Source organism: Halomonas sp. McD50-4, from assembly GCF_022348135.1.
GTDB classification, from domain to species: Bacteria; Pseudomonadota; Gammaproteobacteria; order Pseudomonadales; family Halomonadaceae; genus Vreelandella; species Vreelandella piezotolerans.
Map to the genome: position 1 here is coordinate 503,190 of NZ_JAKRFG010000001.1, position 26,602 is coordinate 529,791.

A 26,602-nucleotide genomic window follows, 5' to 3' on the forward strand; every position below is an offset into this window, starting at 1 on the left:
TAAAACGGCGGCGCTGAGCAGATCAGCACCGCCGTTTTTCACCGTTCCGTCACCGACTTAGAGAAGCTCAGCGTCGCTATAGCCCAGCAGGTACAGCACGCCATCCAGCCCCGCCACGGAAATGGCTTGTCGCGCTTCTGCCCGCACTAGCGGTTTGGCGCGAAAGGCCACGCCCATGCCTGCCGTCGCGAGCATTTTTAAATCGTTCGCGCCATCGCCCACGGCAACGGTCTGCGCCAACGGCACCCCTTCCCGCTTGGCGATCTGCGTCAGCAGCGCCGCTTTACGCTCCGCATCGACGATGGGCTCCTGCACCGCGCCGGTCACTTTGCCCTGCTCGATGACCAACTCGTTGGCATGAATTTCGTCGAAACCCAGCCGCTCCTGCAAATAGCGAGCGAAATAGGTAAAGCCCCCGGAAAGAATCACGGTTCGGAAGCCCAAGCGTTTCAAATTGACCAGCAGGCGCTCGACGCCCTCCATGAGCGGCAGCTCTGCGGCAATGTTCGCCAGTACCGACTCTTCGAGACCTTCCAGCTTGCTCATGCGCTCGCGGAAACTGGCTTTGAAATCCAGCTCGCCGCGCATGGCTCGCTCGGTCACTTCTGCTACTTCTTCACCGACGCCATGGCGCCGGGCCAGCTCGTCGATCACTTCCGCCTCGATCAGCGTCGAGTCCATGTCGAAGCAGGCCAAACGCGGCGCCTCGCCGGAGCGGAGTGGCTGTACGACGAGATCCACACCATGGGTATCTCCTAGCGCCAGCGCCGCCTGGCGCAGCGCCGTGAGAGATTCGGGCGCGCCGCTGACGTGAAGCTCCAAACAATCCATGACGCTGCCACGTGCCGTGTCAGCCAACGTCTGGCGACGCTCCTCCTGTAGGCCAAACTGCTCCATGAGCGACGCCACTGCCAGCTCCACCGTTGCCGTCAGGCGCGGCGCTATCAGCGTGACCACCACATTCCCGCGTGCCATCCGTTACTCCCCTGCTTCTAAACGATCGACTTTTTGGAAACCACGCGGCAGCTTACTGCCCCGCCGGCCGCGCTCACCGCGATAATACGCGAGATCGTCCGCTTTGAGCGTCAATTTACGTTTGCCCGCATGAATGATCAGCTCGCTGCCTTCCGCCACGATGGCGATGTCGCGCACGAACTCTTCCCGGCGCGACGCGCGGGGGCCGGGGATATCGAGCATTTTGTTGCCCTTGCCCTTGGCCATTTCCGGCAACTGATCCAAAGGAAACAGCAGCAAGCGCCCCTCATTGGAGACCGAGGCGACCCAAAGTCCCTCGCCCTCCGGCACCTCGATGGGAGGCATGACGCTACACCCCTTGGGCACGCTGAGCACGGCTTTACCCGCCTTGTTTTTGCCCGTGAGCGCTTCGAGCTGAGCCACGAACCCGTAACCGCCGTCGCTGGACAGCAGAAAGCGCGTGGTAGGCGGCGCAAGCATCAACCCCGCCATTTGTGCCCCGGCGGCGACATTCACGCGGCCCGTCACCGGCTCGCCCTGCCCTCGGGCACTGGGTAAGTTATGTGCCGCCAAGGTATACGCGCGGCCCGTATCGTCCAACAGCACCAATGGCTGGTTGGTCTTGCCACGCGCAGCGAGACGAAAGCCATCGCCCGCTTTATAAGAGAGCCCCTCCGGGTCGATATCGTGGCCTTTGGCCGCACGAATCCACCCCTTATCCGACAGCACGACGGTAATCGGGTCGGCGCCCAGCAGCTCCACTTCTGACAGCGCCTTGGCTTCGCTGCGCTCGACCAGCGGCGAGCGGCGGTCGTCGCCATGTTCTTTACCCGCAGCGCGAATCTCTTTTTCGATCAGCGTGGTGAGCTTGGCGTCGCTCGCCAACAGCCCTTGCAGGGTCTTACGCTCTTTCTCCAGCTCGTCCTGCTCACCGCGAATCTTCATCTCTTCCAGCTTGGCGAGATGGCGAAGACGCAGCTCGAGAATCGCTTCTGCCTGACGCTCGGTCAGGCCAAAGGCACTCATCAGCGCAGGTTTGGGCTCATCCTCTTCACGGATGATACGAATCACCTCGTCGATGTTCAGATACGCCGTGAGCAGGCCTTCCAGAATATGTAGCCGATCTTCCACCTTGCCAAGGCGATGCTCCAAGCGGCGGCGCACGGTGGCACGGCGGAAACGCAGCCACTCCCCCAGCATGTCGGTCAGCGGCATCACCCGAGGGCGGCCATCCAGGCCAATCACGTTCATGTTGACCCGCACGTTCTTTTCGAGATCCGTGGTGGCAAACAGGTGCGCCATCAGAGATTCGACATCCACACGGCTCGAGCGCGGCTCGATCACCAGCCGGGTTGGCTCTTCGTGGGTCGACTCGTCGCGCAGATCGGCGACCATGGGCAGCTTCTTCGCCTGCATTTGCGCGGCGATCTGCTCCAACACCTTGGCACCGCTAACCTGATAAGGCACGGCGGTAATGACGATATTGGCCTCTTCGCGCACGTAGCGGGCGCGCAGCTTGACCGAGCCACGGCCGGTCTCGTAGAGCTTACGCAGATCCGCTTTCGGCGTGATGATCTCTGCATCCGTCGGGAAATCCGGGGCAGGGACGAACGCCATCAAGTCCGCCGTGGTGGCCTCGGGGTGACGCAGCAGATGGCAAGTGGCCTCCACCACCTCGGAGACGTTATGGGGCGGAATATCGGTGGCCATGCCCACGGCAATCCCGGTGCCCCCGTTGAGCAGCACGTGGGGCAGCCTCGCGGGCAATACCACCGGCTCCTGCATGGTGCCATCGAAGTTGGGCGCCCACTCCACGGTGCCCTGGCCCAATTCACTCAGCAACACCTCGGCAAATTTGGAAAGCTTGGCCTCGGTGTAGCGCATGGCCGCAAACGATTTGGGGTCATCGGGGCTCCCCCAGTTGCCTTGGCCATCCACCAGCGGGTAGCGGTAGCTGAACGACTGCGCCATCAGCACCATGGCTTCGTAGCAGGCGCTGTCCCCGTGGGGATGGAACTTACCCAGCACGTCACCCACGGTACGCGCCGACTTCTTGTACTTGGCATTGGCGTGCAGCGCCAGCTCGCGCATGGCGTAAATGATGCGCCGCTGTACAGGCTTCATGCCATCGCCAATGTTGGGCAACGCGCGGTCTAGAATGACGTACATCGAGTAGTCGAGGTACGCTTTTTCGGTGTAATCGCGCAGGGACAGACGCTCGACGTCGCCCTCCGCTACCTGAATATCCATGGTCATCGGGGGGTCATACCTCAATGTCTGCCAAGTTACCGTAATCTTCCAACCACTTCTTGCGGTCGCTGGCGCGCTTTTTGGCGAGCAGCATGTCCATCATTTCCAGGGTGCCGTCGCCCTCGTCCAGCGTGAGCTGTACGAGACGGCGGGTTTCCACGGCCATGGTGGTTTCGCGTAGCTGCAGCGGGCTCATCTCCCCCAGCCCTTTGAAGCGCTGGACGTTGGGGGTGCCGCGTTTTTTCGCCAGCTGCTTCAAAATGGCGGCTTTCTCGCTCTCGTCCAGGGCGTAATGCACCTCTTTACCCAGGTCGATCCGGTAGAGCGGCGGCATGGCTACGAAGACATGCCCGGCATCGACCAGAGCGGGGAAGTGTTTGACGAACAGCGCGCAGAGCAGCGTGGCGATGTGCAGCCCGTCGGAGTCGGCATCCGCCAGGATGCAGATCTTGTGATAGCGCAGCTTTTCGAGGTCGGCGCTGCCGGGGTCGGCGCCAATCGCCACGGCAATATCGTGCACTTCCTGGGAGCCGTAAATATCGTGGGAGTCGACTTCCCAGGTGTTGAGGATCTTGCCACGCAGCGGCAGGATGGCCTGAGTATCGCGGTTACGCGCCTGCTTGGCGCTGCCACCGGCCGAGTCCCCCTCGACTAAAAACAGCTCGCTCTGCGCCGGGTCCTGACCGGAGCAGTCCGCCAACTTGCCGGGCAGCGCTGGGCCTGACGTGACCTTCTTCCGCGCAACCTTCTTCGACTTCTTTTGACGCAGCTGGGCGGCGCTGATCACTAGCTCGGCTAGCTGTTCGGCCTGCTCGACGTGATGGTTCAGCCACAGCGAAAAGGCGTCTTTGACGACCCCGGACACGAACCCCGCAATGGTGCGCGACGAGAGGCGCTCCTTGGTCTGTCCCGCAAACTGGGGGTCGAGCATTTTCACCGAAAGCACGAAGGAGGCGCGCTCCCATAAATCCTCGGCGGTCAGCTTGATGCCGCGTGGCAGCAGGCTGCGGTATTCACAGAACTCCCGGAGGGCGTCTAGCAGGCCGGACCGAAAGCCGTTGACATGCGTGCCACCCTGGGGCGTGGGAATCAGGTTGACGTAACTTTCGAGCAGCGCCTCGCCGCCCTCCGGCAGCCACTGAATGGCCCAGTCCACGCCGTGCTCGTCGTCGCTGAAGTGGCCGACGAACGGCTCTTTGGGCAGCACCTCGTAACCATCGGTGGCTTCGGCCAAGTAGTCGCGCAGGCCATCGGCGTAGGCCCACTCGGTTTTGGTGCCATCCGGCTCGACCAGGGTGACCGCGAGCCCTGGGCACAGCACCGCTTTGGCACGCAGCAGGTGTTTCAGTTTGGAGAGCGCGAGCTTCGGGCTGTCGAAGTAGCTCTCGTCCGGCCAGAAGCGCACCAGGGTGCCGGTGGCACGTTTGGCGGCCTTACCGACTTCGTGCAGCTCTTCGACTTTTTCGCCGTGCTCGAAGGCAATGGCGTGACGGGCGCCGTCGCGGGTGACTTCGACTTCCAAGCGTCGCGACAGCGCATTGACCACCGAGACGCCCACGCCGTGAAGGCCGCCCGAAAAGCGGTAGCTCGACGAAGAGAACTTACCGCCCGCGTGCAGCTTGGTGAGAATGAGCTCGACCCCCGATACGCCGTGCTCCGGGTGCAGGTCGATGGGCATGCCCCGACCGTTATCCTGCACCTCGATGGCGCCGTCACTCTGCAGCACCACGCTAATGCTCGACGCATGCCCGGCCAGCGCCTCGTCGACACTGTTGTCGATGACTTCTTGCGCGAGGTGATTGGGACGCGAGGTATCGGTATACATACCGGGACGCTTGCGCACCGGCTCGAGCCCTGAAAGGACCTCGATCGAACTCGCGCCGTACTGGGAGGCATCAAACTGGGTCATGTAACGTCGGTTCCTGAAAAAACGGACTGAACAAAAGCGCAGAAGCGGTCTGGCTGAGTGGCGTGCAAAGACGCCACCTCGAACACTTATCACAGAGGCTCAACACGATAGACCGCGCCTAAACGCACACAGGATAGCGGAAAAGCAAAAAGCTGTATATCCAGCCATATAGATCGAACGGCCTACGCCTGCTCTGCTGCCCACAATGCCTCGATGAGACCGCGGCTAGACGCATCCATACGAGCGATATCGCCCTCGCCATCGATGATGGCCTGGGTATCGGTGGCAATCTGCTTACCCAGCTCGACGCCCCACTGATCGAAGGGGTTGATGTCCCAAATGACGGCCTGAACGAAGACCTTGTGCTCGTAAAGTGCAATCAGCGCGCCCAACGTGGCGGGCGTCAACTGATCCAGCAGCACCGTGGTCGAGGGCTGATTGCCCCGGTATCGCTTGTGCTCGGGGCGCGGGCCATCCTCGTCCAACGCATCGTCACCCAGCATCAGCACGCGGGATTGGGCAAAGCAGTTGGCCAACGCCAAGCGATGCTGGGCCTTCAAGTGGCGGCGGGTATCCGGCTCCTCGACCTCGTCGTAACGCTTCAGGGGAGCAATGAAATCGCAGACCACCGGTTGGGTGCCCTGGTGCAGCAACTGATAAAAGGCGTGCTGGGCGTTCGGGCCGAGCTGCCCCCAGAGTACCGGGCAGGTGGAGTAGTTGACTGCTTGGCCCTGTCGGGTGACCGACTTACCGTTGGACTCCATCTCGAGCTGCTCTAGGTAAGCGGCAAAGTACTCCAACCGTCCATCGTAGGGCAGAATCGAGTGAGCGCGAATATCCAGAAAGTTGACGTTCCAGATGCCCGCTAAGCCCAATAGCACCGGCAGGTTGTCGGCCAGCGGCGCATCGCGGAAGTGGCTATCCATAGCGTGGGCACCCGCCAACAGTTCTCGAAAATGCGCCATGCCTACCACCAGCGCGATCGGCAGCCCAATGGTACCCCACAGCGAGTAGCGCCCGCCGACCCACTCCCAAAACATCAGCTGATGGTCAGAGGCTATCCCCCATTCACTCATCTTTTCAGGGCTGGCCGATACACCGATGAAATGCTGGCGCACGATCAGCGCCTCGCTGATCGGTTTGGCATGAGGGCTCGCGTCCGGCAGGTCGGCGTGCTGGGTGAGTCGCCCGATCAACCAGTCGCGGGCCGTGTTCGCATTGGAGAGCGTATCGATGGTGGTGAACGACTTGGACGACAGCACGAACAGCGTGGTCTCCGGGTTGAAACGGCTGAGGTAATCCGCCAACTGAGAGCCGTCCATGGTCGAGGCAAAATGCACCTCGACCGGATGAATATCCCGGGGCCGATAGTCCGATAGCGCATGGGTTACCATGAGCGGCCCCAAATCCGAGCCGCCCACGCCTAAGTTCACCACGTGACGAATCGGCTTGCCAGTGGCCCCACGCCACTGGCCAGCGTGCAGGCGCTGCACCAGACGCTCCATCTGCGCCAAGCTGTCATGCACGGCCTCGACGATATCCTCGCCTTCCACGTCCAGGCTCGCATCCGCAGGTAAGCGCAAGGCAGTATGCAGCGCCGGGCGGTTCTCACTGACGTTCACCCGTTTGCCGCTCAACAGCGCCTCGATAGCGCCTGGAACACCCGCTTCGCGCGCCAGCGCCAGCAGATGCTCCAGCGTATCGTCGTCCCAACGCTGCTTGGAAAGATCGAGGGTCAGCCCCGCTACCTGACGCGTAAAGTGCTGCCAGCGTCCAGGGTCGTCCCCAAACAGGTTTTTCAAGTGAACGTGTTTAAGCGCTTGCGCATGCTGCTGTAACGTTTGCCAAGCGGGAAGCGTATCGGGAGTTGCTGTTGCGAAAGCCATGTGCCCTCTCCTGTGGCGTCGTTCCGTGAGGCAGGAATCTGAATGGATCAGGCCTGTTCTGCGATAACAAGGGCGCGTAAACTACGCAACCTCATTAACCATCCTGGCTTGCCCATGAGTGATGCATCTTACCGCGACGCTATCTTTTCAACACCCCTAGACAAGGTGGCTAGGTTCTCCTTTGATGAGCAGGTCGTCGCATGCTTCCCTGATATGATCCGCCGCTCGGTGCCCGGCTATGGCCAAATCCTGGGTATGCTGAGCCTGATTGCCAAACGCCATCTGCGCCACGGTGCCCACGTGTACGATCTGGGCTGCTCGCTGGGCGCCTCCGGCCTTGCCCTAGCAGGCGCCCTGCCCGCCGATGCGTTCCGCTATACCGGTATCGACCTTTCCCCGGCCATGGCCGCCCGCGCCAAGCAGACCTTTCTCGAGGAGTGCCCCGACCATGCGTTGCAGGTCGAAGAAGCCGATATTCGTACCTACGAGTATGCGCCGTCGGGGATGATCATTCTCAACTTTACGCTGCAATTCTTGCCCCCGGCCGACCGGGATGCGCTGCTCGAGCGCCTTTATGATGCACTGGAGCCCGGCGGCGTGCTGATTTTGTCGGAAAAGACCGTCGATGCCGACGAGCGCGACAATGCCTGGCGGGTCGAGCGCTACCACGACTTCAAGCGTGCCAACGGCTATAGCGATATGGAGATCAGCCAAAAGCGCACCGCGCTCGAGAACGTGCTGATTCCCGATACGCTCGATGCGCTGCACGAGCGCTTGTCGCTGGCGGGTTTCCCCCGCTCCATGACCTGGTTCCAGTACCTGAACTTCACCTCGCTGATCGCCTTCAAGGAGGGTTAAGGTGGCGCTACTCCCCGACGATCATCGCGTGCTGTATCAAGCGTTTCTGGACCAAGCGGCCCAGGATGCCTCGCTGACGCCTTGGCTGGCCAAACTCCCCGAGCAGCTCGCCAGCGGACTGGACCGCCAGCGCCACGGCGACCTCTCTGCCTGGGAAAAAGCCGTGGCCAAACTGCCGCCGCTGCCGGACGAGCGCCGTGTGGATTTGAACAGCGATACGCTGACAGTCGAACTCGAGCTCACCGACAGCCAGCAGCGTCAGTGCTTCAACCTGCTGCGCAAGCTGGCCCCATGGCGCAAAGGCCCGTTTAGCCTGGGGGGTATCGAGATCGACACCGAGTGGCGCTCGGATTGGAAATGGCAAAGGGTCTCCCCGCATCTGGCACCGCTTAAGTATCGCAAAGTGTTGGATGTCGGCGGCGGCAGCGGCTATCACGCTTGGCGGATGGCGGGTGCAGGTGCCGCTTTCGTGTTAGTGATCGACCCATCGCCGCGCTTTTACTGGCAGTTCCAGGCAGTGCGCCATTTCGTTGGCAACGCCGACGACGGCCGCACGCAGTTTCTGCCGGTGGGTATCGAAGACGTACCGGAGAACCTGGGTTTCTTCGATACGGTGTTCTCCATGGGCGTGCTTTACCACCGTCCCTCGCCGCTCGAACACCTGCAGCAGCTAAAAGACGCTTTGGCCCCCGGCGGCGAGCTGGTACTGGAAACCCTGGTGGTGGAAGGCGACGAGCAGACCGTGTTCGTCCCCGGCGAGCGTTACGCCGCCATGCCTAACGTCTACTTTCTGCCCTCCTCCAAAGCGCTGTGCCACTGGCTTTCGCGCTGCGGCTATACCAATGTGCGGGTCGTTGACGAAGCAGTGACGACACTCGACGAGCAGCGCTCCACCGAGTGGATGACCTACCAGTCGCTGGCGGACTTTCTCGACCCCCATGATCGCAGCCGCACCATCGAGGGCTATCCGGCGCCGCGCCGGGCGGTGATTCTGGCAAACAAGCCGACGTAGGCAATCTCAGCTTCGCCTAACGCCGGAGAATCACCAGCCAGCGGCCTAGGTTCATCACGCTGGCCAGTGACGCGGCCACGTAGGTAAAGGCGCAGGCGGTGAGAACGTGGCGGGCACCGGCCATATCGGCGGGAGGGACGTACTCTTTGAGCAGAGGCAGCGCACGATTGAAGCTGGCATCGAACTCCACCGGCAGCGTGACGAGATGCACCAGCGCCGCCGTGCCGAAGCTGATCACCGCCATGGCAATGACCATGGCCAGCCCACCGGGTAACCGCGTGAGTAGGAAGAGAAAAGGCGCGGCCATCATCAAAATGGCGCCCAGCTTTTCGGCTTTTTGCGCCAGCGTGACCAAGCGGCTGCGTGCCAGCAGCGGCGCGTAGCCTTCATGGTGCTGAATGGCATGACCCACTTCATGGGCAGCAACGGTCACCGCCGTGAGCGAGCGGCCATCGTAATGGTCGGGGGTCAAGCGCACGCAGCGCGATTCGGGGTCGTAATGGTCCCCCTGCTCGGTACGCTCGACTCGCACGCCCTCGACGCCCAAGCGGCGCAGCAGATGCTCGGCCAACTCCGCGCCGGTGCCCGGGTAGTCGTCACGCCTACGGGTATGGCGCTTCAACACCCACTTCGCCCACAGATTGGGCAAGACGAAAATGGCCAGTGCCAATACGACAAGAAGAATCAGCATCGCAACACCGCAGACCTGCCAGTTAGGAATACGCCAGCATCACCCTATCGATGGGTAATGAGAGGACCGTTCGAGTAGCGTTTCGTTATTCGAATAGGGTTTTCGATAATAGTTTTCGAGAATCGCTCTTCGAGATTAGTTTTTATCACGAATGGCGGGGAAACACAGCTTAGGCAGGCTCGTTGCGATGCGCTTCCACATCACGCTGAACGGCCTGCAAGCCACGCGCCGAAATATCGCCTTGGGCGTGGGCGTGTTCGGCAATCAAAATGCTATCTGCCGCCAGAACGAGCTCACACTCGGTATGGGCTAACTCATCGCGCAAGCGCTGAATGGCGGCCTCCCGCTGTGGATTGTTATCGACACGACGTATGTAGATCGATTTGATCCGATCCGGGTAGGCTTTGACGACCTCCGTATAGACTTCGGGGTCATGTTGACCGCTGTCACCAATCAAGATGCAAGGCATATCGTCATAAAGCGCCAGCATACGATCGATGAGCTCGCGTTTGTGCGTCTCTGCGCGGCGGGGCCATGGCTTGCGCCAGGAGATGCCCCACTCGCGCAAAAACAGTATTGGCCCAATCGGAATCCGGTTCATTTGGAAAAAGGCTTCCAGCATCTCATAAATAGCCCAAGGACCCCGGGAGACGTATAGGATCGGGCGTTCACCCTTTTCGGTTTGGCCACGGTAAAGCGCTTGGTAGAGAGACGCCACACCGGGGAATGCCGTTCGGCGGTGCGGCTTACGCACGAACAACCGATAGAGCATTTTGAGCTTTTCCGCGACACCCGTGAACATCACCGTATCATCGATATCGCTAATCACTAGCAGATCCGCTTCAGGAGGCGGAACATAGACCTCGACGCTGGTACGAACGGGTGGGTGTCCCTTGGCGCGCACCAAAATATCGGCGCGGTGCCAGGAAACGTCGACCGGCAAGGGCGTCTTGATAGGCAAGTGAGCATCAAAGTAGCCGTCGCGGTCGGTGGTCAAGCAGAGCTGGTTGTCGCCAATTCGTAGATCGACCTGGGCATTGGCGAGGCCACGACGAAAGACACGACGCGCCACATCGGCGGTATCGCGCAGCACGCCGCGCCTAGGAATGGCGCGACCGAGTGCCGCTTGGCGGAACACTCGGCCCATAACGAAAACTTCCTGCTGGGAGCCATAGCCACGATAGGGATGTACCATCACCCCACTGCGGCCGCTGTCCCGCTTCATCGGTTTTGCAATGACGTGGGCAAGCCTTTTGGCGAAGCTTGCCCACTGGTGGTACCACGCCATTAAGCGTGCTGACCTGAATGCCGCCCTTCCTGCAGCTCCTCCAGCAGTTTGGCGTTGAAGGCGTCCAGATCTTTAGGAGTACGGCTGGTCACGAGACCGCTATCGACCACTACCGGCTCGTCGACCCAGTTGACACCCGCATTGCGCAGGTCTTGGGCGACGCTGGGCACGGAGGTCATCTTGCGCCCGTCAACAACGCCTGCATTTATGAGAATCCAGGGTGCGTGACAAATGGCAGCAACGGGCTTGCCCGCTTGAAAGAACGCTTTGACGAAGCTCAGCGCGTCTTCATTCAAACGCAGCTCGTCAGGGTTGAACAGGCCGCCTGGGAGGACCAGCGCGTGATAGTCCGACTCGTGGGCATCGGCTAGCGCCTTATCGGCATCGTAAGTATCGCCCCAATCGGTTTCGGCCCAGGCGCGAATGCCCTTGCCTTCCGGGGACACGACATGCACCTCGACACCTTCTTTTTGAAGCGCTGCGCGAGGCACGCTCAGCTCGGACTCTTCGAAACCGTCGGTGGCTAAAATAGCCACGCGTTTACCGTTCAGTGCTTGATTCATCATGCTCTCCTTTTCGTGATGAGTGTGCGTTTACAACGCCTCTCCCAGTGTGGCGCATCTTATACAATCGTCAAGCGCAGATACCGAAATCGTCCAGCCGCTAGGCGCTTAAGCGTTGTACAACACGCGACCCAGCAGGCGCACATCGTAACCGCTCAGCGTACTGGCCCGCTGGGCAAAACGGGCCGTACGGGCAAACGCAAAGAGCGCCTGTACGGCAGGCTCGAAATAGCTGCGTCGATGCATCACTACATCGAACGACTCCTCTACGAGCGGGACGAACGCCAACTGCTGGCGCTGTGCCGCGGCCTGCATACCAAGGCCGACATCGGCATCGCCCTGAGCGATGGTCAGCGCCAAGTCGTCTTCGCTGAGCGCAGGGTGCGCCGCCCATCTCAAGGCTTCCGGCGGGATGCCCGCCTGCTCTAGCAAGCAGCTCAAGAGTTGCGCGGCCCCGGCACCCGGCTGGCGATGGGCCAGCACGGCTTTGCGCTTGGCAATGTCGTCCACCGATTGAATGCCCAGCGGATTACCCGGAGCTAACAGCAGGCCCTGGCGTCGTGTGGCCCAGTGCAATACGATCAAATCGCGCACGCCCCCAAGGCCCAACGCGGCCGGTTCGTTATAGCGCCCGGTAGCTGCGTCCAGCAAATGAATTCCCGCCAGCATCGCCTTGCCCTCCAGCAAGCGGCGCACGCCGTCGCCACTGCCCTGACACAACGAGGCCAGATCGCTGCCACTTTCGCGCACGGCCCACTCCAACAGCGGGTCCTGGCTGCCCACCAACACGGGCGGCGGCGGCTGCCGCTGCGCTTGGTCGCCCTCCAAGTGGCTAAGCACCCACATATCGATGTGCTGCCGAGGAAACAGCAGCTTTCCCGTAGCACGGCTGCAGGGAATATGACCTTGTCGGACGAGGTCGTACACCTTGCGCTCTTTCAAACGCAAATAGTCTGCCACTTCAGCGGTGGTCAAATAGTCGTTCGGCATGGTTCATCCTGCATCCAACTGCGTATGACTGCATATATTTCAGCAACCAATGCATTACATCAAGTAAACGTACACTATGCAGCTTGACGAACATGCTGAATTTTTCTCTTTATTCCGCGGCAATCGCACTGGCGTGTGCGCAACCCGGTGCTATTGAATCAGGTCCTTATGGCAGCTAGTGATAATCCTTTCTACACGGCGCTCACGCTGATTCTGAGCATGGACTCGAACTTGATCGACATCGTGGCGCTTTCGCTGCAGGTGTCGCTGAGCGCCGTGCTGATCGCCAGCGCTTTGGCGCTGCCGGTGGGTGCCGCGCTGGCGTTGTGGCGCTTCCCTGGTCGCAACGGCATGATCGTGGTGCTCAACGCGCTGATGGGGTTACCGCCGGTCGTGGCGGGTCTATGCGTCTATTTGATGCTCTCCAGAGCGGGGCCGCTGGGATCGCTTGGCCTGCTGTTCACACCCAGCGCCATGGTGGTTGCCCAAGTCATCCTGGTCTTTCCCATTATCGCTGCGCTGACACGCCAACAAGTGGAAGCCTTGCACCACGAGTATGACGAACAGCTTCGCTCACTCGGGCTAACGCCGCTACGCATGATGCCAACCCTGCTGTGGGATGCACGCTTTGGCCTGCTGACGGTCGTTTTGGCTGGCTTCGGCCGTGCCAGTGCCGAAGTGGGTGCGGTGATGATCGTCGGTGGCAATATCGATGGGGTGACGCGCGTGATGACCACCAGCATCGTGCTGGAAACCAGCAAGGGCGATCTGCCGTTGGCACTCGGCCTGGGCATCATCCTGCTGGCGCTGGTCACGCTGATCAATGCGCTGGCCCATGCGGTCAGTGAAGCGGCCAAGAGGCGATTAGGATGAACGCACCGCTCACTTCCTCCTCTCTCACCCCACTGGCCGATGTGCCAGCCCTACACTTTCAGCAGGCGAGCTTTACCCACCGCGGCCACGCATTGTTGGTGCCGACCACGCTCACGCTGTCTGGCTGTCAGCGCACGCTCATCATGGGGCCCAACGGAGCGGGTAAAAGCCTTTTCATGCGCTTGGCCCACGGGCTGCTCAGCCCAAGTAGCGGCCAAGTCCGTTGGGAGGGCAAGCCGCCGGTGCAGGCCATGGTGTTCCAGCGGCCGGTTCTGCTACGCCGCTCGGTGATCGATAACTTGCGCTATGCGCTGGCCGTCAAAGACGTGCCACGCCCAAAACGCCAAGCGCTCGCCCTACAAGCGTTGGAAAAATTTGGCCTTGCCGCACTGGCCAAGCGCCCTGCCCGGGTGCTGTCGGGCGGCGAACAGCAGCGTCTAACCCTGGCCCGCGCTTGGCTGCTGAACCCCGCCGTGCTGTTTTTGGATGAACCGACCTCGGCCCTCGACCCTGCCGCCATCAAAGCCGTCGAGGACGCGGTCAACGAATTTCACCAGAGCGGCACGCGCATCGTGATGACGACCCACGACTTGCACCAGGCGAAGCGGCTCGCCGATGACGTGCTGTTCATGTATGGCGGACAGGTATTGGAACACACCTCCGCCGAGCGTTTTTTCGATGCCCCGACCTCTTCCCAGGCCAGGGCGTTCATCCGGGGCGAGCTGGTTTGGTAAGCCCCACCCAGCGTTGAACAAGACCCAAAGGAGCAGACCGTGAACAAAACCACCACGCTAATCACCGCCAGCGTATGCACGACCGCCTTGGCCTGGAGCGCTTCGCTACTCGCGGATGACGATTTCATTACGCTCGCCTCTACGACCTCGACCGAAAACTCAGGACTGTTCGACGCCATCATTCCCACCTTCACCGAGGCCACCGGCATCGGTGTGCGCGTGGTGGCCGTCGGCACCGGACAGGCGTTCGAAATCGGCCGCCGTGGTGATGCCGACAGCCTTCTGGTACATGATACGGCAGGCGAGGAGCAGTTCGTGGCGGATGGTTACGCTACGGAGCGTTTGGACGTGATGTACAACGACTTCGTGATCGTAGGACCCAGTGACGACCCGGCGGGCATCAGTGACAGCGAGAGCGTCGCCGACGCCTTTGCACGTATCGCCGAGAGCGAATCACCGTTTGCCTCACGCGGCGATGATAGCGGTACGAACCGCGCCGAGCTGCGTTTGTGGGAAGATGCGGGCGTGACGCCCCAAGGCGAGTGGTACCGGGAGCTGGGCAGCGGTATGGGCCCGACATTGAATACCGCTGCGGGTATGGACGCTTACACCTTTACCGACCGTGCCACCTGGGTCGCGTTCGATAATCCGCAAAACCTCACGCTGCTGTTCGAAGGCGACGAGGCGCTGTTCAATCAGTACGTCAGTCTACTGCTCTCGGAGGAGCGTCATCCGCACTTGAAGCACGATTTAGCTGCCCAGTGGCACCAGTGGCTGGTCTCTGAGGAAGGCCAGCAGGCGATTGCCGACTTTAAAGTAGACGGCCAACAGCTGTTTTTCCCCAACGCTGAGTAAGCCTATCGACAAAGCGCCAGCCCGCATTGAACGGGCTGGCGCAGGAATCACCCTCGGTTCAACTGGCGATCCACATCTTTTCGACCGAGCGAGTCGCTACTTCTCCCGGCACGTCGACATACCCCCGCACGTTGGCGCGATTGGCCGAAATCGAATCCATATACAGCGGTGCCACGGTGCTACCCTCCTGCTGATAGAGCACCTGAATGTCGTGGTACATCTGACGCCGCGTGGCCTCGTCCTGCTCGCCGCGCGCCGCGATGATCAATTGATCGAGCTGCTCATTGGCCCAGCGCGCTTCGTTCCACGGCGCGTTGGATAAATTGACCATGGAGAGATAGGCATCCGCCGTAGGGCGGCTCGACCAACCGGACGCGCAGAATTCGTGCTGACGCCACACTTCCGACCAATAGCCATCGGCGGGTACGCGATTGACCTCTAGCGGGATGCCTGCGCGCTGGGCCGACTGTTGGTAAAGTTCCGCTGCCGAGACCGCCCCTTCGAAGGTCGCGCCATCCGCAGTACTCAGCCGAATGGGCCTGTCCATACCCGATTGACGCCAATGGTGAAGCGCTTTGTCAGGATCGAAGGCATGGCTGGGAAGGTCGGTGGTGAAATAACGATTGCTGGGGAACAGCGGCGTATCGTTACCTACTTGGCCATAGCCTTGCACCAGCAGATTCAACAGCTGCTCTCGGTCGAGGGCGTATTTCATGGCCAAACGAACGTCTTTGTTATCGAAGGGCGTACGATCAGCCAAGCCAGGAAACGTCACTTGGAAGCTGCCCGAATTACGGTTGATGGTGAGCGATGACGCGCCCTCCAAACGGCTGACGATGCTCGGCGTCACGCGGTTGACGAAGTGCACCGACCCACTCATCAGCGCCGCCACCCGGGCGGTGGCATCGTTGAAGGCGCGGGTTTCGACGCTATCGACGAAGGCACGATCCGACTTCCAGTAGTTGTCGTTGCGCTTGACCAGGGTACGCACACCCGGCTCGAAGCTTTCCAGCACGAACGGCCCGGTGCCGATACCCTCATCGAAATTGGCACCTGCCGGCGTGATGGCAAAGTTTACCTCTCCCAGCAAATACGGCAGGTCCATATTGGGGGCAGAGAGCGTCATGACCACGTCGTGGCTGCCACGGGCGGCCAGCTCGGTGATCTGCTCCATGTAGCCCTTCACCGCCGAGGGCGAGTCCTCGGCTCGGTGATGGTTCAGCGAGTACACCACGTCCTCGGCAGTGAGGGTCTTGCCGTTGTGGAACGTCACCCCTTGCCGCAGGGTAAATACCCAGTGCGTCGCATCGTTCGTATCCCAAGACTCGGCCAAACCGGGCGCCAGCGACCCGTCATCGTGAAGTTCAGTCAGGGTGTTAAACAGCTGGCGCCCCACGTGGTACATGTACTGCTCGAAGTAGTAGGCCGGGTCCAGGCGGTCGCTGGTGGAGGCATTGTCGATCGCCAAAATGAGATGCCCGCCGCGTTGCGGAGTGGCCTCCGTTTGCGCGCTCGCCCAGCGTGGCAGCAGTAGCCCGCCCAAAGCGCTGGCAGACACCGACAGCGCGGCGGAGTGCTGCAGAAACTGGCGCCGGGTCACGCCTGACAAGTGCCCCTCGGCGGGCACGTTCGTTCCTTTCTTCATGGGGGAGTCGTCCTATGCAATCAATTACGACCAGCGGTCAGTCACGCACCGCCTCGGCCAACTTGGCAATATGCTCGGGGCCAATGCCACAGCAGCCGCCGATCATGGTGGCCCCAGCCGCCTGCCAGCGCTTGGCGAAGTCGGCGTAGGCGTCTGGCCCTAGGTCATCGCGCATATCGCTCACACCGGCATTGGCGGCGATGCGGTTGCTCTGCGGCACGAAGCTATTGGCGTACACCCCCAAACGCAGCGTGGCCCCTTTGGCGTCCACGGCCGCCTGCGCCTGGCGTAGCGCCTCTTCCATTACCTCGGCTTGGCTACAGTTGAACAGCAGCGCCTCGCCACCCGCCTCGATCACCGCATTCACTGCCGCCTCCACCCCCTCGCCGGAGCGCAACGCGCAGGGCAGTTCGCCGTTTTCGTCGGCGTCTTGCAAGGTGAACGAGAACCAACGCGGACGAGGATCGTTCCCCAGCGCAGTGGCCACCGCTCGAGCCTCCTGCGTGGCGCTCAGCGTCTCTGCCAGCCACACGTCCACGTAAGGAGCCTGCCCCTCGATCAGCGTCGCCAACAGCTCGGGCGCGCGCTGAGCATCGAAGAGCGCTGGCTGGTAGGAGCCGAACAGCGGCGGCAGCGATCCGGCGACGGTCACCGCCTCCCCCGCCACGCTATCACGCGCCAACGTTCCCGCCAGCGTCGCCAGTGCCAGGCCGCGCTCGGCAAAACACGCCTCGCCAATGTGAAAAGGCACGACGGCATAGGCATTGGTGGTAATCACCTCGGCGCCCGCTTGGATGAACGCGCGATGCGCTTGGGTGACGCACTCGGGGGCTTCCATGAGCGCCAGCGCCGACCACTCCGGCTGGCGAAACGGCGCACCCAGCCGCTTTAACTCACGCCCTAAACCACCGTCCAATAGGGTTAACATCGACTCTCGCTCCTTGGTGTCTCGATTCAGCTTTACCTAAAAGTTGACGCCGCAGGGCGGCGTCAACAGGGGGTCCATGTCGTGCGAGCGCTAGCGTCCCAGCAGCGACCCGATATCTTTGGCTTCCCAATGCGGGAAATGTTTACGTACCAGGGCGTTCAGATCGCGCTCGAAGGCAGCCCAGTCGGTGGCCACCGCCTGCTCGCGAGCGTTGGCCACGCCGCGAATCATACCCGCGCCCACGGTCACGTTGGTCAGCCGGTCGATCACGATGAAGCTGCCGGTGCCTGGGCTGGTGCGATAGTCGTCGACGGGGATAGCGGCGGTCAACTCCACCTCACAGCGGGCAATGGCGTTGAGGCTCAACGCATCGGTGGCATGCTTCTCCAGCGTGTTGACGTCGATCTGGTACTCGATGGCGCTGACCTGCCCCGCCAAATCCCGGGTGGCCAGCTTGATGTCGTAGAGCTTGCCGGGCGTGAGGGCATCTTCGTGCATCCACACGATATCGGCGCTGAAGACGTTCGACAGCGGAATCTCGGCATCGGCGCTGACGATCCAATCGCCGCGGGAAATGTCGATCTCGTCTTCCAGGGTGACGGTCACCGCTTGGCCGGGATAGGCCGCATCCAAGTCGCCGTCGAAGGTCACCACGCGCGCCACACGGGACGTTTTACCGGACGGCAGCGCCTTGACCGCCTGGCCTGGGCGCAACACCCCCGCCGAAAGCGTGCCGCAGTAACCCCGAAAGTCCAGGTTCGGGCGATTGACGTACTGAACAGGCAGACGCAAGTCGGTGAGGTTCTGGTCGCGGGTGATCTCGACGTTTTCCAGCAGTTCGATCAGCGTTTTGCCCTCGTAGCGCTGGCCGTCCCCGAAGTACCAGGGCGTTTGCTCGCTGCGGTTGACGACATTGTCGCCATTGAGCGCCGACATTGGCACGAAGCGGATGTCCGGCGCCTGCAGGTTGGTAGCGAATTCGCGGTACTCGTCGACGATCTCGTTGAAGCGCGCTTCCGAGAAGCCCACTAAGTCCATCTTATTGACCGCAATGACCAAGTGCTGAATACCCAGCAGGTCGGCAATGAAGCTGTGGCGACGTGTCTGGGTCTGCACACCGTAACGTGCGTCGATCAAAATGATCGCCAAACTGGCCGTCGAGGCGCCCGTGGCCATGTTGCGGGTGTACTGCTCATGTCCTGGCGTGTCGGCAATGATGAACTTGCGCTTGTCCGTCGAGAAGAAACGATAGGCCACATCGATGGTGATGCCCTGCTCGCGCTCGGACTGCAAGCCATCCACAAGCAATGCCAGATCCACCGTATCGCCGGTGGTGCCGCTGGTTTTAGAGGCCTGGGTGATGGCTGCCAATTGATCCTCGAAGATCATCTTGGAGTCATGGAGCATCCGGCCGATGAGCGTCGATTTACCGTCATCGACGCTGCCGCAGGTAATGAAGCGCAGCAGGTCTTTGTTTTCGTGCTCGTGCAGATATTGCTCGATGTTATCGGCAATTAACGTCGATTGGTGTGCCATTAGAAGTACCCCTCACGCTTTTTCTTCTCCATGGAACCGGCCTGGTCGTGGTCGATGGCACGGCCGCTGCGCTCGCTGGTTTTGGTCAACAGCATCTCCTGGATGATTTCCGGCAGCGTGGCGGCCTTGGACTCCACCGCGCCGGTGAGCGGGTAGCAGCCCAGGGTTCGGAAACGCACCCACTTCTCTTCGGGCACTTCGCTAGGCGCTAACGGCAGACGGTCATCGTCCACCATGATCTGCATGCCGTCGCGCTCGACCACCGGGCGTTTGGCGGCGTAATACAGCGGCACGATCGGAATCGACTCGAGGTAGATGTACTGCCAGATATCCAGCTCGGTCCAGTTGGAGAGCGGAAAGACACGAATCGACTCGCCTTTATTGACCTTGGCGTTGTAGACGTTCCACAGCTCGGGGCGCTGGCTCTTCGGGTCCCAGCGATGGTACTTGTCACGGAAGGAGTAAACGCGCTCTTTAGCGCGCGATGCTTCCTCGTCGCGGCGCGCACCGCCAAACGCGGCATCGAAACCATGTTGGGTCAAGGCCTGCTTGAGCGCCTGGGTTTTCATGATGTCGGTGTACTTGGCACTACCGTGATCGAAGGGGTTGATATTGGCCGCCCGCCCCTCCTCGTTGGTGTGCACGATCAGCTCCATGCCAGCTTCTTCCGCCATACGGTTGCGGAACGCGATCATTTCGCGGAATTTCCAGGTGGTGTCGATGTGCATTAGCGGGAACGGCGGCGTGCCGGGATAGAAGGCTTTGCGCGCCAGGTGCAGCATCACCGAGGAGTCTTTACCGATGGAGTACATCATCACCGGATTGCTGAACTCCGCCGCCACTTCTCGAATGATATGGATCGACTCGGCTTCGAGCTGCTTCAAGTGGGTCAGTCGGGCAGCATCTGGTGCGCTTGGCACCTGTTGCGACGCCGCCGACGGCGCAGAAAACTGGTTCATTACCTACTCCCTCACAAAACGGTGCTTGCGTTTATTAGACGGCTTTTCAAGGAAGCCTTTGCAAACAGGTACACTGCCCAATGCGCACGAAACGCAAAGCGGGCATTTGTGGGTAGGGTAACGCCAGGTCAATAATAACCCAAAAGAATTAATAACTATCTTTTTAGAACTATAATGCCTAACAGACGCTAGACGGCGACGCGCTCCACCCAGGTCTGCCACTCATGGCCGTGAATATCGACGATACGATAGCCAGGGCGCGACGCTTCATCGATGGCAAACGCCTCTGCGCCCGGCAGAAACTGGTCTGACATGGCCGGGCAGCCGTAGACCCCGATATCACTGCCTGCCACTGGATGAAACTGCGCATAGGCTTGATGGGCATGGCCAAACAGAATCATCTTGACCTGCGGGTAAGCACTCAACAGCTGCCAAAACGCCTCGCGGTCTTGCAGGCCGATGGCATCCATCCAGGCAGCCCCCACATCCACCGGCGGGTGGTGCATGGCAATCATTGTCGGGCGATCGTCTTGCTCGAGCCGCTCTGCCAGCGCGCTCAGGGTATCGCTCCCTAACTCGCCGTGGGGCTTGCCGACGACCTGGGTATCGAGCAACAGTAAGCGCCACTGATCCAAATCCACTTCGTCGAGCAGCGGCTGCTCGGCACTCATCAGCTCTAGCTGATCATGGTTACCCGGTATCCAAAACCACGGACAGGGCAGCGCACTCAGCGCTTCTCGGGCGTGGGCATAGGACGCGGCAGTTTCGTCTTGGCTGACATCCCCTGTGAACACGACGACGTCGGGTCGCTCGGCAGCAACGGCTTCCAATACGCGCTGGAACTGCTGCCACGGAATTCCCGCGCGGGAGCGCGCCCGCTTATCTGCATGTAAGTGTGAATCGGTGATTTGGATAAGCCGCATTCACCTGGCTCCCTTGACCTGAATCGTGTACGACGTGAATTAACGTAGTTCGGGTATGTCCACAGCATGCCCATGGGCAAGGCCGTGGGCCAACCATTCGCCTAGGAAGCAATTGAGCTGAAGCTTCTCGTCCGGCTGGTGCATACGGGCGTTGGGATAGCGGTAGCGGCCGCTGAAGTGGCGTTCGCGCTGAAAATCGATGACCTCCGCCATACGCACATCATGATAGAGATGTACCCGCATGCGCGGCCCTTCGAAGACGCTATCCAGTGGCCCGCTCTGGGTCACTTCCACCAGCGTGGTATAGGGCGCTTGCTGAAGAATGGTGAGATGCAGATCGCCAAAGTGCTGGTGGTCGCCACGCAGGGCGATATCACGGCGCTGACCGCTCTCCATATCCCCCACCAGACGCAACAGGCGCAAATAGTTCGCGCTGCATTCGCCCTGCAGGGTTTTTAAATCGGTAACGTAGGCGGCTCTTGCCATGATGACTCCTTACTGGGTTCGCTTGGCGTCCGTCGTCGAGAGGGCGGCGCGTTGCGAGGCGGCACGCAGCGATGCCCGCTGCCCCGCCAGCCAATGCAGCCCAATCAACGACATGGCGTTGTCGAGTCTTCCCTGCTCTAGGAGTTCCCAAGCACGAGTAAACGTGACGATATGCACGCGGATGTCTTCGTGCTCATCGTCCACGCCATACACACCGCCTAGCCCTTGGGTATCCACCAGGCCGCAAAACAGCGTCACACGCTCGTTGCAGGCGCCGGGGCTAGGGTAGTAGGTGTGCAATTTGGTCAGTTGCCCTACTTGGCAGCCGGCCTCTTCCACCGCTTCGCGGCGGGCAACGTCCTCCAGGGATTCCTCTTTATCCACGAGACCCGCGACGAATTCTAATTTCCACGGAGAGGCGGGGTCATCGATCGCCCCGGCGCGAAACTGCTCGACTAGCACCAGCGCGTCACGGTGTGGATCGTACAAAAGCACACCGACCGCATCGTGGCGGTGATGCACTTCGCGGCGCATGGCTTTGCTCCAGCCACCCTCGAACAAGCGATGGCGCAGCTCCAGCGCTTCCAGGCGAAAGAAACCTTGATAGAGGGTATCGCGTTGGATGAGATCGACATCCTCACGACCAAGCGTAGGGCCCATACGGCACTCCCGGTGTTCACAATCGTCCTATTATCAATGCTGCTCACCGGGAATGCCAATGCGGTGATTAACCGCGCGTAGGGTTCAGGGGAAAAGGTACATCATTTCATAGCTGACCAAGCAACGCCTCGGCCTCACGGCGCAGCGCCTCATCGGACACCTGGCGATTCTCTCGGGCCGTGCCGTTCACCGCGCGCTGGGCATGCTCGCGCGCCGCTGGGGTGTTGCCCTCTTCTTTTAAAAACGCCGCGTAGTAGTAGTTGACATCGATGCCGTCCGGGCGCAGCTCCAGCGCGCGCTGGAACATGCGCTCGGCAGTATCGCTGTTACCAAATCCCAGCGGGCGGCCTGGGGCTCGGTCATATAAAGCACCCAGCGTGACATAGGCCGAGCCGTTGCCTCCCGTGGGGTCGATCTCGATGGCGCGCTCCAACACGTCGCGGGCGTCACCGGCCGTCCCCAGCGCGCCCAATCCACCGCGTTCACGCGCGTAGGAGGCCAGCACAATACCCTGCCAAATCAGCACCTCGGCCTCATTGGGATACTGGTTGGCGAGCTGCTCGGCTTCGCTGGCGAGCGCTTTCAGCGTGTCTTCCCGCTGATTCGCGGGCATTTGCGTCACCGTGTGCTCCCAACGGTTCTTGAGTGAAAAGACCTCCCCCTCGAACGCCGATGCACTCAAGGGGGCCAGCGCCAGCGTGCTGCCCAGGGCGGCGGCGATCAACAAGCGGGAAAAGGGAATAGCGCGCATGGAAACCTCCAGGTTTGTTGTTGTAGCGGCTTTTTCATCGGGGCCTTCAGGCCCAACGATAGCTTACCTAGACAATGTAACGAACGTTTGAATGATTCGCCAGACATTCACGACGTTGTTATAAAACACCCCCTCGACGTAAGCTTATGGCTACCCGCAGAAGCGCCCGTTTGGGCGTACAAGGAGACGATGGACGTATGAAAGGTCGCAACATGACCCGCTGGCGGGATCCGGCGAAAGACCCACGCCAAGCGCCCAAAAGCAATTTGATCACCGCCGAAGGGGCCGCCCGACTGCGCGGCATTCTCGATCACCTTTCACGGGTAAAGCGCCCGGCGCTATCCGCCAAAGTGGGCGAAGCCGCCGCGCTGGGTGACCGCAGCGAAAATGCGGATTACACCTATAACAAGAAGGAACTCAACCGGGTCATTGCGCGCATCCGCTATCTCACCAAGCGGCTCGACGAGTTGCAGGTAGTGGACCGGCTGCCCGCCAATACCGACAAGGTCTTTTTTGGGGCCTACGTGAGTCTGGAGGACGACGAGGGAGCAACACTTCAGATTCGCATCGTCGGCCACGACGAGCTCGATACGCAAAAGCGCTGGATCAGCATCGACGCGCCCATGGCAAAGGCACTGTTGGGCAAAGAGGTCGATGACGACGTCACGGTGCTGACTCCCAACGGCGAAACGTTCTATACCGTGACGGCCATTCACTACGATACGCCAAGCGGCCCATGAGCTCGACGCCAAAGACGACTAGTTGACGGCGCGATACACCCGGAAACGCCGGTTGTCCGACAGCGTCTCGAACTCGCCCAGCGCGCGCTGTAATCGCTCCGGATAGGGCAGAAACGCATTGGCCACCAGCCACAACTGCCCTTTTGCCTGGAGGTGCTCTACCGCTTGATCGATCAAGCGCGAGCTGGGGCCATAGCTGATGTCTCGCTCCTGGTGAAACGGCGGGTTACTCACGATGACATCGAATCGCTCGCAGTCCAACGCCGAGTAAACGTCGCTCTCCAGCACCCTGCCCTCCAGCGCGTTCTCACGCAGCGTTCGTCGGCAGGCTTCGGCGGCGAAGGCGCTGACGTCGACAGCCGTGACCGCATGCCCGCGTTTGGCGAGCCACGCGCTGATGATGCCGTCGCCACAGCCCATATCAAGCACTTTTAGCGTTTTTTTCGGCAGCGCTTTCTCCAGGGCCTGCAGCAGAAGCTGCGTTCCCTCGTCGACTTTGCCGTGACCAAACACGCCTGGGTGGCTGACCAAACGCATATCCAGGGCGTCAAAGGTTTGCCAGGCGCTCTCAGGCGCTGCCATGTTCACCGTGCGGCTGGCAAACAGCGTGCAGCGGCGGGCGTTATCGAGCTTGTCGCACGCCATGCCCAGCTCATCCAGTATCTTAGGCACGCGTTTGATGCCCCCTTGATGCTCGCCCACGATATCGACCGGCGTATCGTCAGGCAGCACGTGGCAGAGCCACGCCAGCCACCATTTGCCTAGCTGATGGGCTTTGGGCCAAAACAGCACCACCTGACCGTCGGGTAGGCAGTCGAACGGCGCGAAAGGACTCATGGCTTGACGCGCACTGGTCTGCCACTGCTCCCGCAGGGCAACATTGTCACTCACCATCGCGGCGGAGTGGTTTAACAGCCACGTATCGTCTGGAGGCGCGACAGGCCATAGCCGAGCGGCCTGCCCGTAGTAACGTTCCAGCAGCTGGCAAGTAGGCAGTTGAGCACTCATACATCAGCCTCGGGTTTGGTAACGGTATAAAGCAAATAGCGGCCTAAACGCCAATGGGGGTCTTGCTGGCAATACTGCTTTTCAAGCGCCAGCAACGCTGCTTGATCGCTTGCCTTCTCAGGCGCCTGACGCACGTAATCCTGAAAAATACGGATACCCGCGACACTCTCGATACGTAAGCCGTTCTGACTCACCCACTGGCCAATCTCGTCATGGGTAACGGGGGTAATCGGCGTTAAGCGCTGGCGCTTGCCTTTACCTTCCAACTGATCGCTCAAGGCTTTTTGATAGTTGCCCTTCACCACGTTGGAAAAGCGCAGCGCGTCGCGGTTGAACACCATCAGACTCAGTTGACCACCGGGAGCAAGCAGCGTTGCGAGGGTGTTCAGCGCTTGCTCGGGATTGCCTAACCACTCCAACACCGCGTGACAGGCGATCAGCGGCCAAGGACCAGGTGCTTGGCTGGGCAGCGCCTGTAGAGGAGCCTCCACATAGCAAAGCTGCCCCGGTGGCCACGCCACAGCGGCCTCTTGCTCAGCGTGCCACGCCTTGGCGTGGGACAGCATATCGTGGGAAGGCTCCGCCATGGTGACCGTGTGACCACGTGCGGCAAACCAGCCGGAGAGCTGCCCCAACCCACCGCCAACATCCAGCACGGGCTGGGCCGTCAAGCGCAGCATTTGCGGCAGCAGATAGTCCAACATCGCGAGGCGCAGCTCGCCCCGGGGTGCTTGGTAGAGCGAGCGAGAGAACTTATCTGCCAAGCCATCAAAGTAGCGGTCGCCAGCGTCGGTTAATTCGTAGGTCGGGTGCATGCATGTAGGCCTGAATGATCACAACGAGCGCAATATCAAAGCCGCGTAGTTTACCCTGCTTGTATCGTTAACGCTCGCCAAGCCATACCCATCAGGCAGCGAGCTGGCGGATCCTTCACTCGGTCTATTGCCTTTCTTGCCAGGAGTGATTAGTGTAAAAATCAAAATGGGAACGTTACCATTGTAAAAAGAGCCATCAAATCATCTATGCCGCCTACTTCTCGCGCTACGCTAATCGAAGTCGCTAATGTAGCGAACACCTCAAAAACGAGTGTTTCCCGCTATTTTGGGCCGGAACGCCACAAACTCTCGCCTGCCCTTCAAACGCGCATCAAGCAGGCCGCTGATGCTCTCCACTATCAGCCCAATTTAATCGCACGTGGGCTAAAAGGCGGCGGCTCCAGGCTTTTAGGCATGCTGGTAGCCGATATACGTAACCCCTTTTCCGTGGCCATCGTCCACGGTGTCGAAGTGGCGGCACGTAAACACGGCTATGCACTGATTGTCTGCAATACGGATAACGACCCCGCCCTAGAGCAACGCCATTTGGCTTCTCTGGCGGCCTACCAGGTAGAGGGGCTGGTTGTAAACGCAGCGGGACAACCTCAACAACTACTGCAGACCATTATGCACAGTGGCTTACCGCTGGTATTGATCGACCGTGAAGTAGGCAAAATCAACGCCCCGGTGATTGGCCTTGATAATGCGCTTGCCATTGATATGGCACTTAACCACCTATCCCATCAGGGCTATCGCTGCGTGCTTTACGTTAGTGAGGCCCCAGAGCAAGCCAGCGCCCGTCAAGAGCGCCTGCAACGCTACCAACAGCAAAGTGCCTCGTTAGGGCTGGATAGCGCCATATTAACCAGCCTTGACGAGCAAGAGACGACCCCGGCACTGAGCGACTTAATCCAAAAAAACCGGGGGGTCTCCTGTGCCGTGCTGTGTGCCAATGGCAATGCCACGCTTGCCATGACGCGCTGCTTTCAACATTTAGAGATCGCCATGGGAGAGGTAGGGTTGATAGGTATAGATGAGCTCGACTGGTGCGAACTGGTACCCCCAGGCATCACTACTCTCGCCCAGCCAACCGATGCAATCGGCAGCGCGGCAGTCACTTACCTACTCAATCAAACCCTCCCTTCCAAGGCCGCGAAGGAAGTGCAGCACCATCACCCGCCAGTACTTATTCCACGGGGCAGCACTCAGTTGATAGGCCCCTCTGCTCACTTGTCCCCCTAATAACGACACCGCCACTATCAAACAA

At 60.6% G+C, this 26,602-nt stretch carries 25 protein-coding genes; 7 read left to right on the forward strand and 18 right to left on the reverse strand.

Annotated features, from left to right (window positions below; all coding sequences use genetic code 11):
• Positions 1-57 precede the first annotated feature (57 nt).
• The 4 genes from serB to pgi form a co-directional block, all read right to left on the reverse strand.
• Entirely contained in the window at positions 58-975 is a 918-nt protein-coding gene (gene serB / locus MHM85_RS02405) for a phosphoserine phosphatase SerB (protein ID WP_153842823.1), read from the reverse strand.
• A 3-nt stretch (positions 976-978) separates the two neighbouring features.
• On the reverse strand, positions 979-3,231 hold the full coding sequence (gene parC, locus MHM85_RS02410; RefSeq protein WP_239284256.1) for a DNA topoisomerase IV subunit A: 2,253 nt from the start codon (positions 3,229-3,231) through the stop codon (positions 979-981).
• Between the two features lie 7 nt (positions 3,232-3,238).
• Positions 3,239-5,134 carry a DNA topoisomerase IV subunit B gene (gene parE, locus MHM85_RS02415; RefSeq protein ID WP_239284266.1) on the reverse strand — a complete coding sequence of 632 codons (1,896 nt, stop codon included), beginning with the start codon at positions 5,132-5,134 and terminating at the stop codon, positions 3,239-3,241.
• A 182-nt stretch (positions 5,135-5,316) separates the two neighbouring features.
• On the reverse strand, positions 5,317-7,020 hold the full coding sequence (pgi, locus tag MHM85_RS02420) for a glucose-6-phosphate isomerase (protein ID WP_239284276.1): 1,704 nt from the start codon (positions 7,018-7,020) through the stop codon (positions 5,317-5,319).
• Between the two features lie 114 nt (positions 7,021-7,134).
• Here pgi and cmoA point away from each other — a divergent pair, with 114 nt between their 5' ends.
• Entirely contained in the window at positions 7,135-7,878 is a 744-nt protein-coding gene (gene cmoA, locus MHM85_RS02425; protein ID WP_153842819.1) for a carboxy-S-adenosyl-L-methionine synthase CmoA, read from the forward strand.
• Position 7,879: 1 nt separating this feature from the next.
• Positions 7,880-8,890: a tRNA 5-methoxyuridine(34)/uridine 5-oxyacetic acid(34) synthase CmoB gene (gene cmoB / locus MHM85_RS02430; protein WP_139527089.1), complete on the forward strand. Its 1,011-nt coding sequence runs from the start codon at positions 7,880-7,882 to the stop codon at positions 8,888-8,890.
• A gap of 16 nt (positions 8,891-8,906) precedes the next feature.
• On the opposite strand, the gene MHM85_RS02435 is transcribed toward cmoB, so the two are convergent.
• From MHM85_RS02435 to MHM85_RS02450, 4 genes are all read right to left on the reverse strand, one after another.
• Positions 8,907-9,581, reverse strand: coding sequence for a zinc metallopeptidase (locus MHM85_RS02435; RefSeq protein WP_239284286.1), 675 nt, complete (start codon positions 9,579-9,581; stop codon positions 8,907-8,909).
• A 169-nt stretch (positions 9,582-9,750) separates the two neighbouring features.
• Positions 9,751-10,869 carry a phosphatase domain-containing protein gene (locus tag MHM85_RS02440; RefSeq protein WP_239284298.1) on the reverse strand — a complete coding sequence of 373 codons (1,119 nt, stop codon included), beginning with the start codon at positions 10,867-10,869 and terminating at the stop codon, positions 9,751-9,753.
• Positions 10,869-11,432, reverse strand: coding sequence for a type 1 glutamine amidotransferase domain-containing protein (locus MHM85_RS02445; protein WP_139527086.1), 564 nt, complete (start codon positions 11,430-11,432; stop codon positions 10,869-10,871). The genes MHM85_RS02440 and MHM85_RS02445 overlap by 1 nt, the downstream gene beginning before the upstream one ends.
• Positions 11,433-11,540: 108 nt before the next feature.
• Positions 11,541-12,422, reverse strand: a complete 882-nt coding sequence (locus MHM85_RS02450) for a helix-turn-helix transcriptional regulator (RefSeq protein ID WP_219861158.1) — start codon at positions 12,420-12,422, stop codon at positions 11,541-11,543.
• A 168-nt stretch (positions 12,423-12,590) separates the two neighbouring features.
• On the opposite strand from MHM85_RS02450, the gene MHM85_RS02455 reads away from it, so the two are divergent.
• The 3 genes from MHM85_RS02455 to MHM85_RS02465 are packed head-to-tail and all read left to right on the forward strand — an operon-like array spanning position 12,591 to position 14,884.
• On the forward strand, positions 12,591-13,295 hold the full coding sequence (locus MHM85_RS02455) for an ABC transporter permease (RefSeq protein ID WP_139527084.1): 705 nt from the start codon (positions 12,591-12,593) through the stop codon (positions 13,293-13,295).
• The gene (locus tag MHM85_RS02460; protein WP_239284308.1) at positions 13,292-14,029 is read left to right on the forward strand and encodes an ATP-binding cassette domain-containing protein; all 738 of its coding nucleotides are present in this window, start codon (positions 13,292-13,294) and stop codon (positions 14,027-14,029) included. Before MHM85_RS02455 ends, MHM85_RS02460 begins: the two co-directional genes overlap by 4 nt.
• Positions 14,030-14,068: 39 nt before the next feature.
• Positions 14,069-14,884: a substrate-binding domain-containing protein gene (locus MHM85_RS02465; protein WP_239284320.1), complete on the forward strand. Its 816-nt coding sequence runs from the start codon at positions 14,069-14,071 to the stop codon at positions 14,882-14,884.
• Positions 14,885-14,942: 58 nt separating this feature from the next.
• Here the strand turns inward: MHM85_RS02465 and MHM85_RS02470 are convergent, their stop codons facing one another.
• From MHM85_RS02470 to MHM85_RS02505, 8 genes are all read right to left on the reverse strand, one after another.
• Positions 14,943-16,529, reverse strand: coding sequence for an ABC transporter substrate-binding protein (locus MHM85_RS02470; RefSeq protein ID WP_239284322.1), 1,587 nt, complete (start codon positions 16,527-16,529; stop codon positions 14,943-14,945).
• Between the two features lie 37 nt (positions 16,530-16,566).
• Positions 16,567-17,457, reverse strand: coding sequence for a homocysteine S-methyltransferase family protein (locus tag MHM85_RS02475; protein WP_239284334.1), 891 nt, complete (start codon positions 17,455-17,457; stop codon positions 16,567-16,569).
• A gap of 90 nt (positions 17,458-17,547) precedes the next feature.
• Positions 17,548-18,993, reverse strand: coding sequence for a sulfate adenylyltransferase subunit CysN (gene cysN / locus MHM85_RS02480; RefSeq protein WP_219861168.1), 1,446 nt, complete (start codon positions 18,991-18,993; stop codon positions 17,548-17,550).
• A complete protein-coding gene (gene cysD, locus MHM85_RS02485; RefSeq protein WP_139527078.1) occupies positions 18,993-19,952 on the reverse strand; it encodes a sulfate adenylyltransferase subunit CysD in 960 nt (319 codons plus the stop codon). Before cysD ends, cysN begins: the two co-directional genes overlap by 1 nt.
• Before the next feature lie 188 nt (positions 19,953-20,140).
• Entirely contained in the window at positions 20,141-20,875 is a 735-nt protein-coding gene (locus MHM85_RS02490; RefSeq protein ID WP_219861169.1) for a phosphodiesterase, read from the reverse strand.
• Between the two features lie 39 nt (positions 20,876-20,914).
• On the reverse strand, positions 20,915-21,361 hold the full coding sequence (locus MHM85_RS02495) for a DUF1249 domain-containing protein (RefSeq protein ID WP_239284336.1): 447 nt from the start codon (positions 21,359-21,361) through the stop codon (positions 20,915-20,917).
• Between the two features lie 9 nt (positions 21,362-21,370).
• On the reverse strand, positions 21,371-22,021 hold the full coding sequence (locus MHM85_RS02500; RefSeq protein ID WP_239284348.1) for an NUDIX domain-containing protein: 651 nt from the start codon (positions 22,019-22,021) through the stop codon (positions 21,371-21,373).
• 106 nt (positions 22,022-22,127) lie between these two features.
• Positions 22,128-22,772 (reverse strand): TRAP transporter TatT component family protein, encoded by a 645-nt coding sequence (locus tag MHM85_RS02505; protein WP_139527074.1) that lies wholly within the window; start codon positions 22,770-22,772, stop codon positions 22,128-22,130.
• 197 nt (positions 22,773-22,969) lie between these two features.
• Between MHM85_RS02505 and greB the strand changes: the two genes are divergently transcribed.
• Positions 22,970-23,512, forward strand: a complete 543-nt coding sequence (gene greB, locus MHM85_RS02510; protein WP_153842807.1) for a transcription elongation factor GreB — start codon at positions 22,970-22,972, stop codon at positions 23,510-23,512.
• Between the two features lie 18 nt (positions 23,513-23,530).
• Here greB and MHM85_RS02515 read toward each other — a convergent pair whose 3' ends face one another.
• Together MHM85_RS02515 and MHM85_RS02520 are read right to left on the reverse strand one after the other, a co-directional pair.
• Complete coding sequence (locus MHM85_RS02515) at positions 23,531-24,520, reverse strand: methyltransferase (RefSeq protein ID WP_239284368.1); 990 nt, start codon at positions 24,518-24,520, stop codon at positions 23,531-23,533.
• Positions 24,517-25,335, reverse strand: a complete 819-nt coding sequence (locus MHM85_RS02520) for a methyltransferase domain-containing protein (RefSeq protein WP_239284385.1) — start codon at positions 25,333-25,335, stop codon at positions 24,517-24,519. Before MHM85_RS02520 ends, MHM85_RS02515 begins: the two co-directional genes overlap by 4 nt.
• Positions 25,336-25,542: 207 nt before the next feature.
• Here MHM85_RS02520 and MHM85_RS02525 point away from each other — a divergent pair, with 207 nt between their 5' ends.
• The gene (locus MHM85_RS02525; RefSeq protein ID WP_239284395.1) at positions 25,543-26,577 is read left to right on the forward strand and encodes a substrate-binding domain-containing protein; all 1,035 of its coding nucleotides are present in this window, start codon (positions 25,543-25,545) and stop codon (positions 26,575-26,577) included.
• Positions 26,578-26,602 lie beyond the last annotated feature (25 nt).

Coding starts and splice junctions, on each gene's coding strand:
- serB (WP_153842823.1), bottom strand. CDS start 975: ATGGCACGCGGGAATGTGGTGGTCACGCTGATAGCGCCGCGCCTGACG.
- parC (WP_239284256.1), bottom strand. CDS start 3,231: ATGACCATGGATATTCAGGTAGCGGAGGGCGACGTCGAGCGTCTGTCC.
- parE (WP_239284266.1), bottom strand. CDS start 5,134: ATGACCCAGTTTGATGCCTCCCAGTACGGCGCGAGTTCGATCGAGGTC.
- pgi (WP_239284276.1), bottom strand. CDS start 7,020: ATGGCTTTCGCAACAGCAACTCCCGATACGCTTCCCGCTTGGCAAACG.
- cmoA (WP_153842819.1), top strand. CDS start 7,135: ATGAGTGATGCATCTTACCGCGACGCTATCTTTTCAACACCCCTAGAC.
- MHM85_RS02435 (WP_239284286.1), bottom strand. CDS start 9,581: ATGCTGATTCTTCTTGTCGTATTGGCACTGGCCATTTTCGTCTTGCCC.
- MHM85_RS02440 (WP_239284298.1), bottom strand. CDS start 10,869: ATGGCGTGGTACCACCAGTGGGCAAGCTTCGCCAAAAGGCTTGCCCAC.
- MHM85_RS02445 (WP_139527086.1), bottom strand. CDS start 11,432: ATGAATCAAGCACTGAACGGTAAACGCGTGGCTATTTTAGCCACCGAC.
- MHM85_RS02450 (WP_219861158.1), bottom strand. CDS start 12,422: ATGCCGAACGACTATTTGACCACCGCTGAAGTGGCAGACTATTTGCGT.
- MHM85_RS02455 (WP_139527084.1), top strand. CDS start 12,591: ATGGCAGCTAGTGATAATCCTTTCTACACGGCGCTCACGCTGATTCTG.
- MHM85_RS02460 (WP_239284308.1), top strand. CDS start 13,292: ATGAACGCACCGCTCACTTCCTCCTCTCTCACCCCACTGGCCGATGTG.
- MHM85_RS02470 (WP_239284322.1), bottom strand. CDS start 16,529: ATGAAGAAAGGAACGAACGTGCCCGCCGAGGGGCACTTGTCAGGCGTG.
- MHM85_RS02475 (WP_239284334.1), bottom strand. CDS start 17,457: ATGTTAACCCTATTGGACGGTGGTTTAGGGCGTGAGTTAAAGCGGCTG.
- cysN (WP_219861168.1), bottom strand. CDS start 18,993: ATGGCACACCAATCGACGTTAATTGCCGATAACATCGAGCAATATCTG.
- cysD (WP_139527078.1), bottom strand. CDS start 19,952: ATGAACCAGTTTTCTGCGCCGTCGGCGGCGTCGCAACAGGTGCCAAGC.
- MHM85_RS02490 (WP_219861169.1), bottom strand. CDS start 20,875: ATGCGGCTTATCCAAATCACCGATTCACACTTACATGCAGATAAGCGG.
- MHM85_RS02495 (WP_239284336.1), bottom strand. CDS start 21,361: ATGGCAAGAGCCGCCTACGTTACCGATTTAAAAACCCTGCAGGGCGAA.
- MHM85_RS02500 (WP_239284348.1), bottom strand. CDS start 22,021: ATGGGCCCTACGCTTGGTCGTGAGGATGTCGATCTCATCCAACGCGAT.
- MHM85_RS02505 (WP_139527074.1), bottom strand. CDS start 22,772: ATGCGCGCTATTCCCTTTTCCCGCTTGTTGATCGCCGCCGCCCTGGGC.
- greB (WP_153842807.1), top strand. CDS start 22,970: ATGAAAGGTCGCAACATGACCCGCTGGCGGGATCCGGCGAAAGACCCA.
- MHM85_RS02515 (WP_239284368.1), bottom strand. CDS start 24,520: ATGAGTGCTCAACTGCCTACTTGCCAGCTGCTGGAACGTTACTACGGG.
- MHM85_RS02520 (WP_239284385.1), bottom strand. CDS start 25,335: ATGCACCCGACCTACGAATTAACCGACGCTGGCGACCGCTACTTTGAT.
- MHM85_RS02525 (WP_239284395.1), top strand. CDS start 25,543: ATGCCGCCTACTTCTCGCGCTACGCTAATCGAAGTCGCTAATGTAGCG.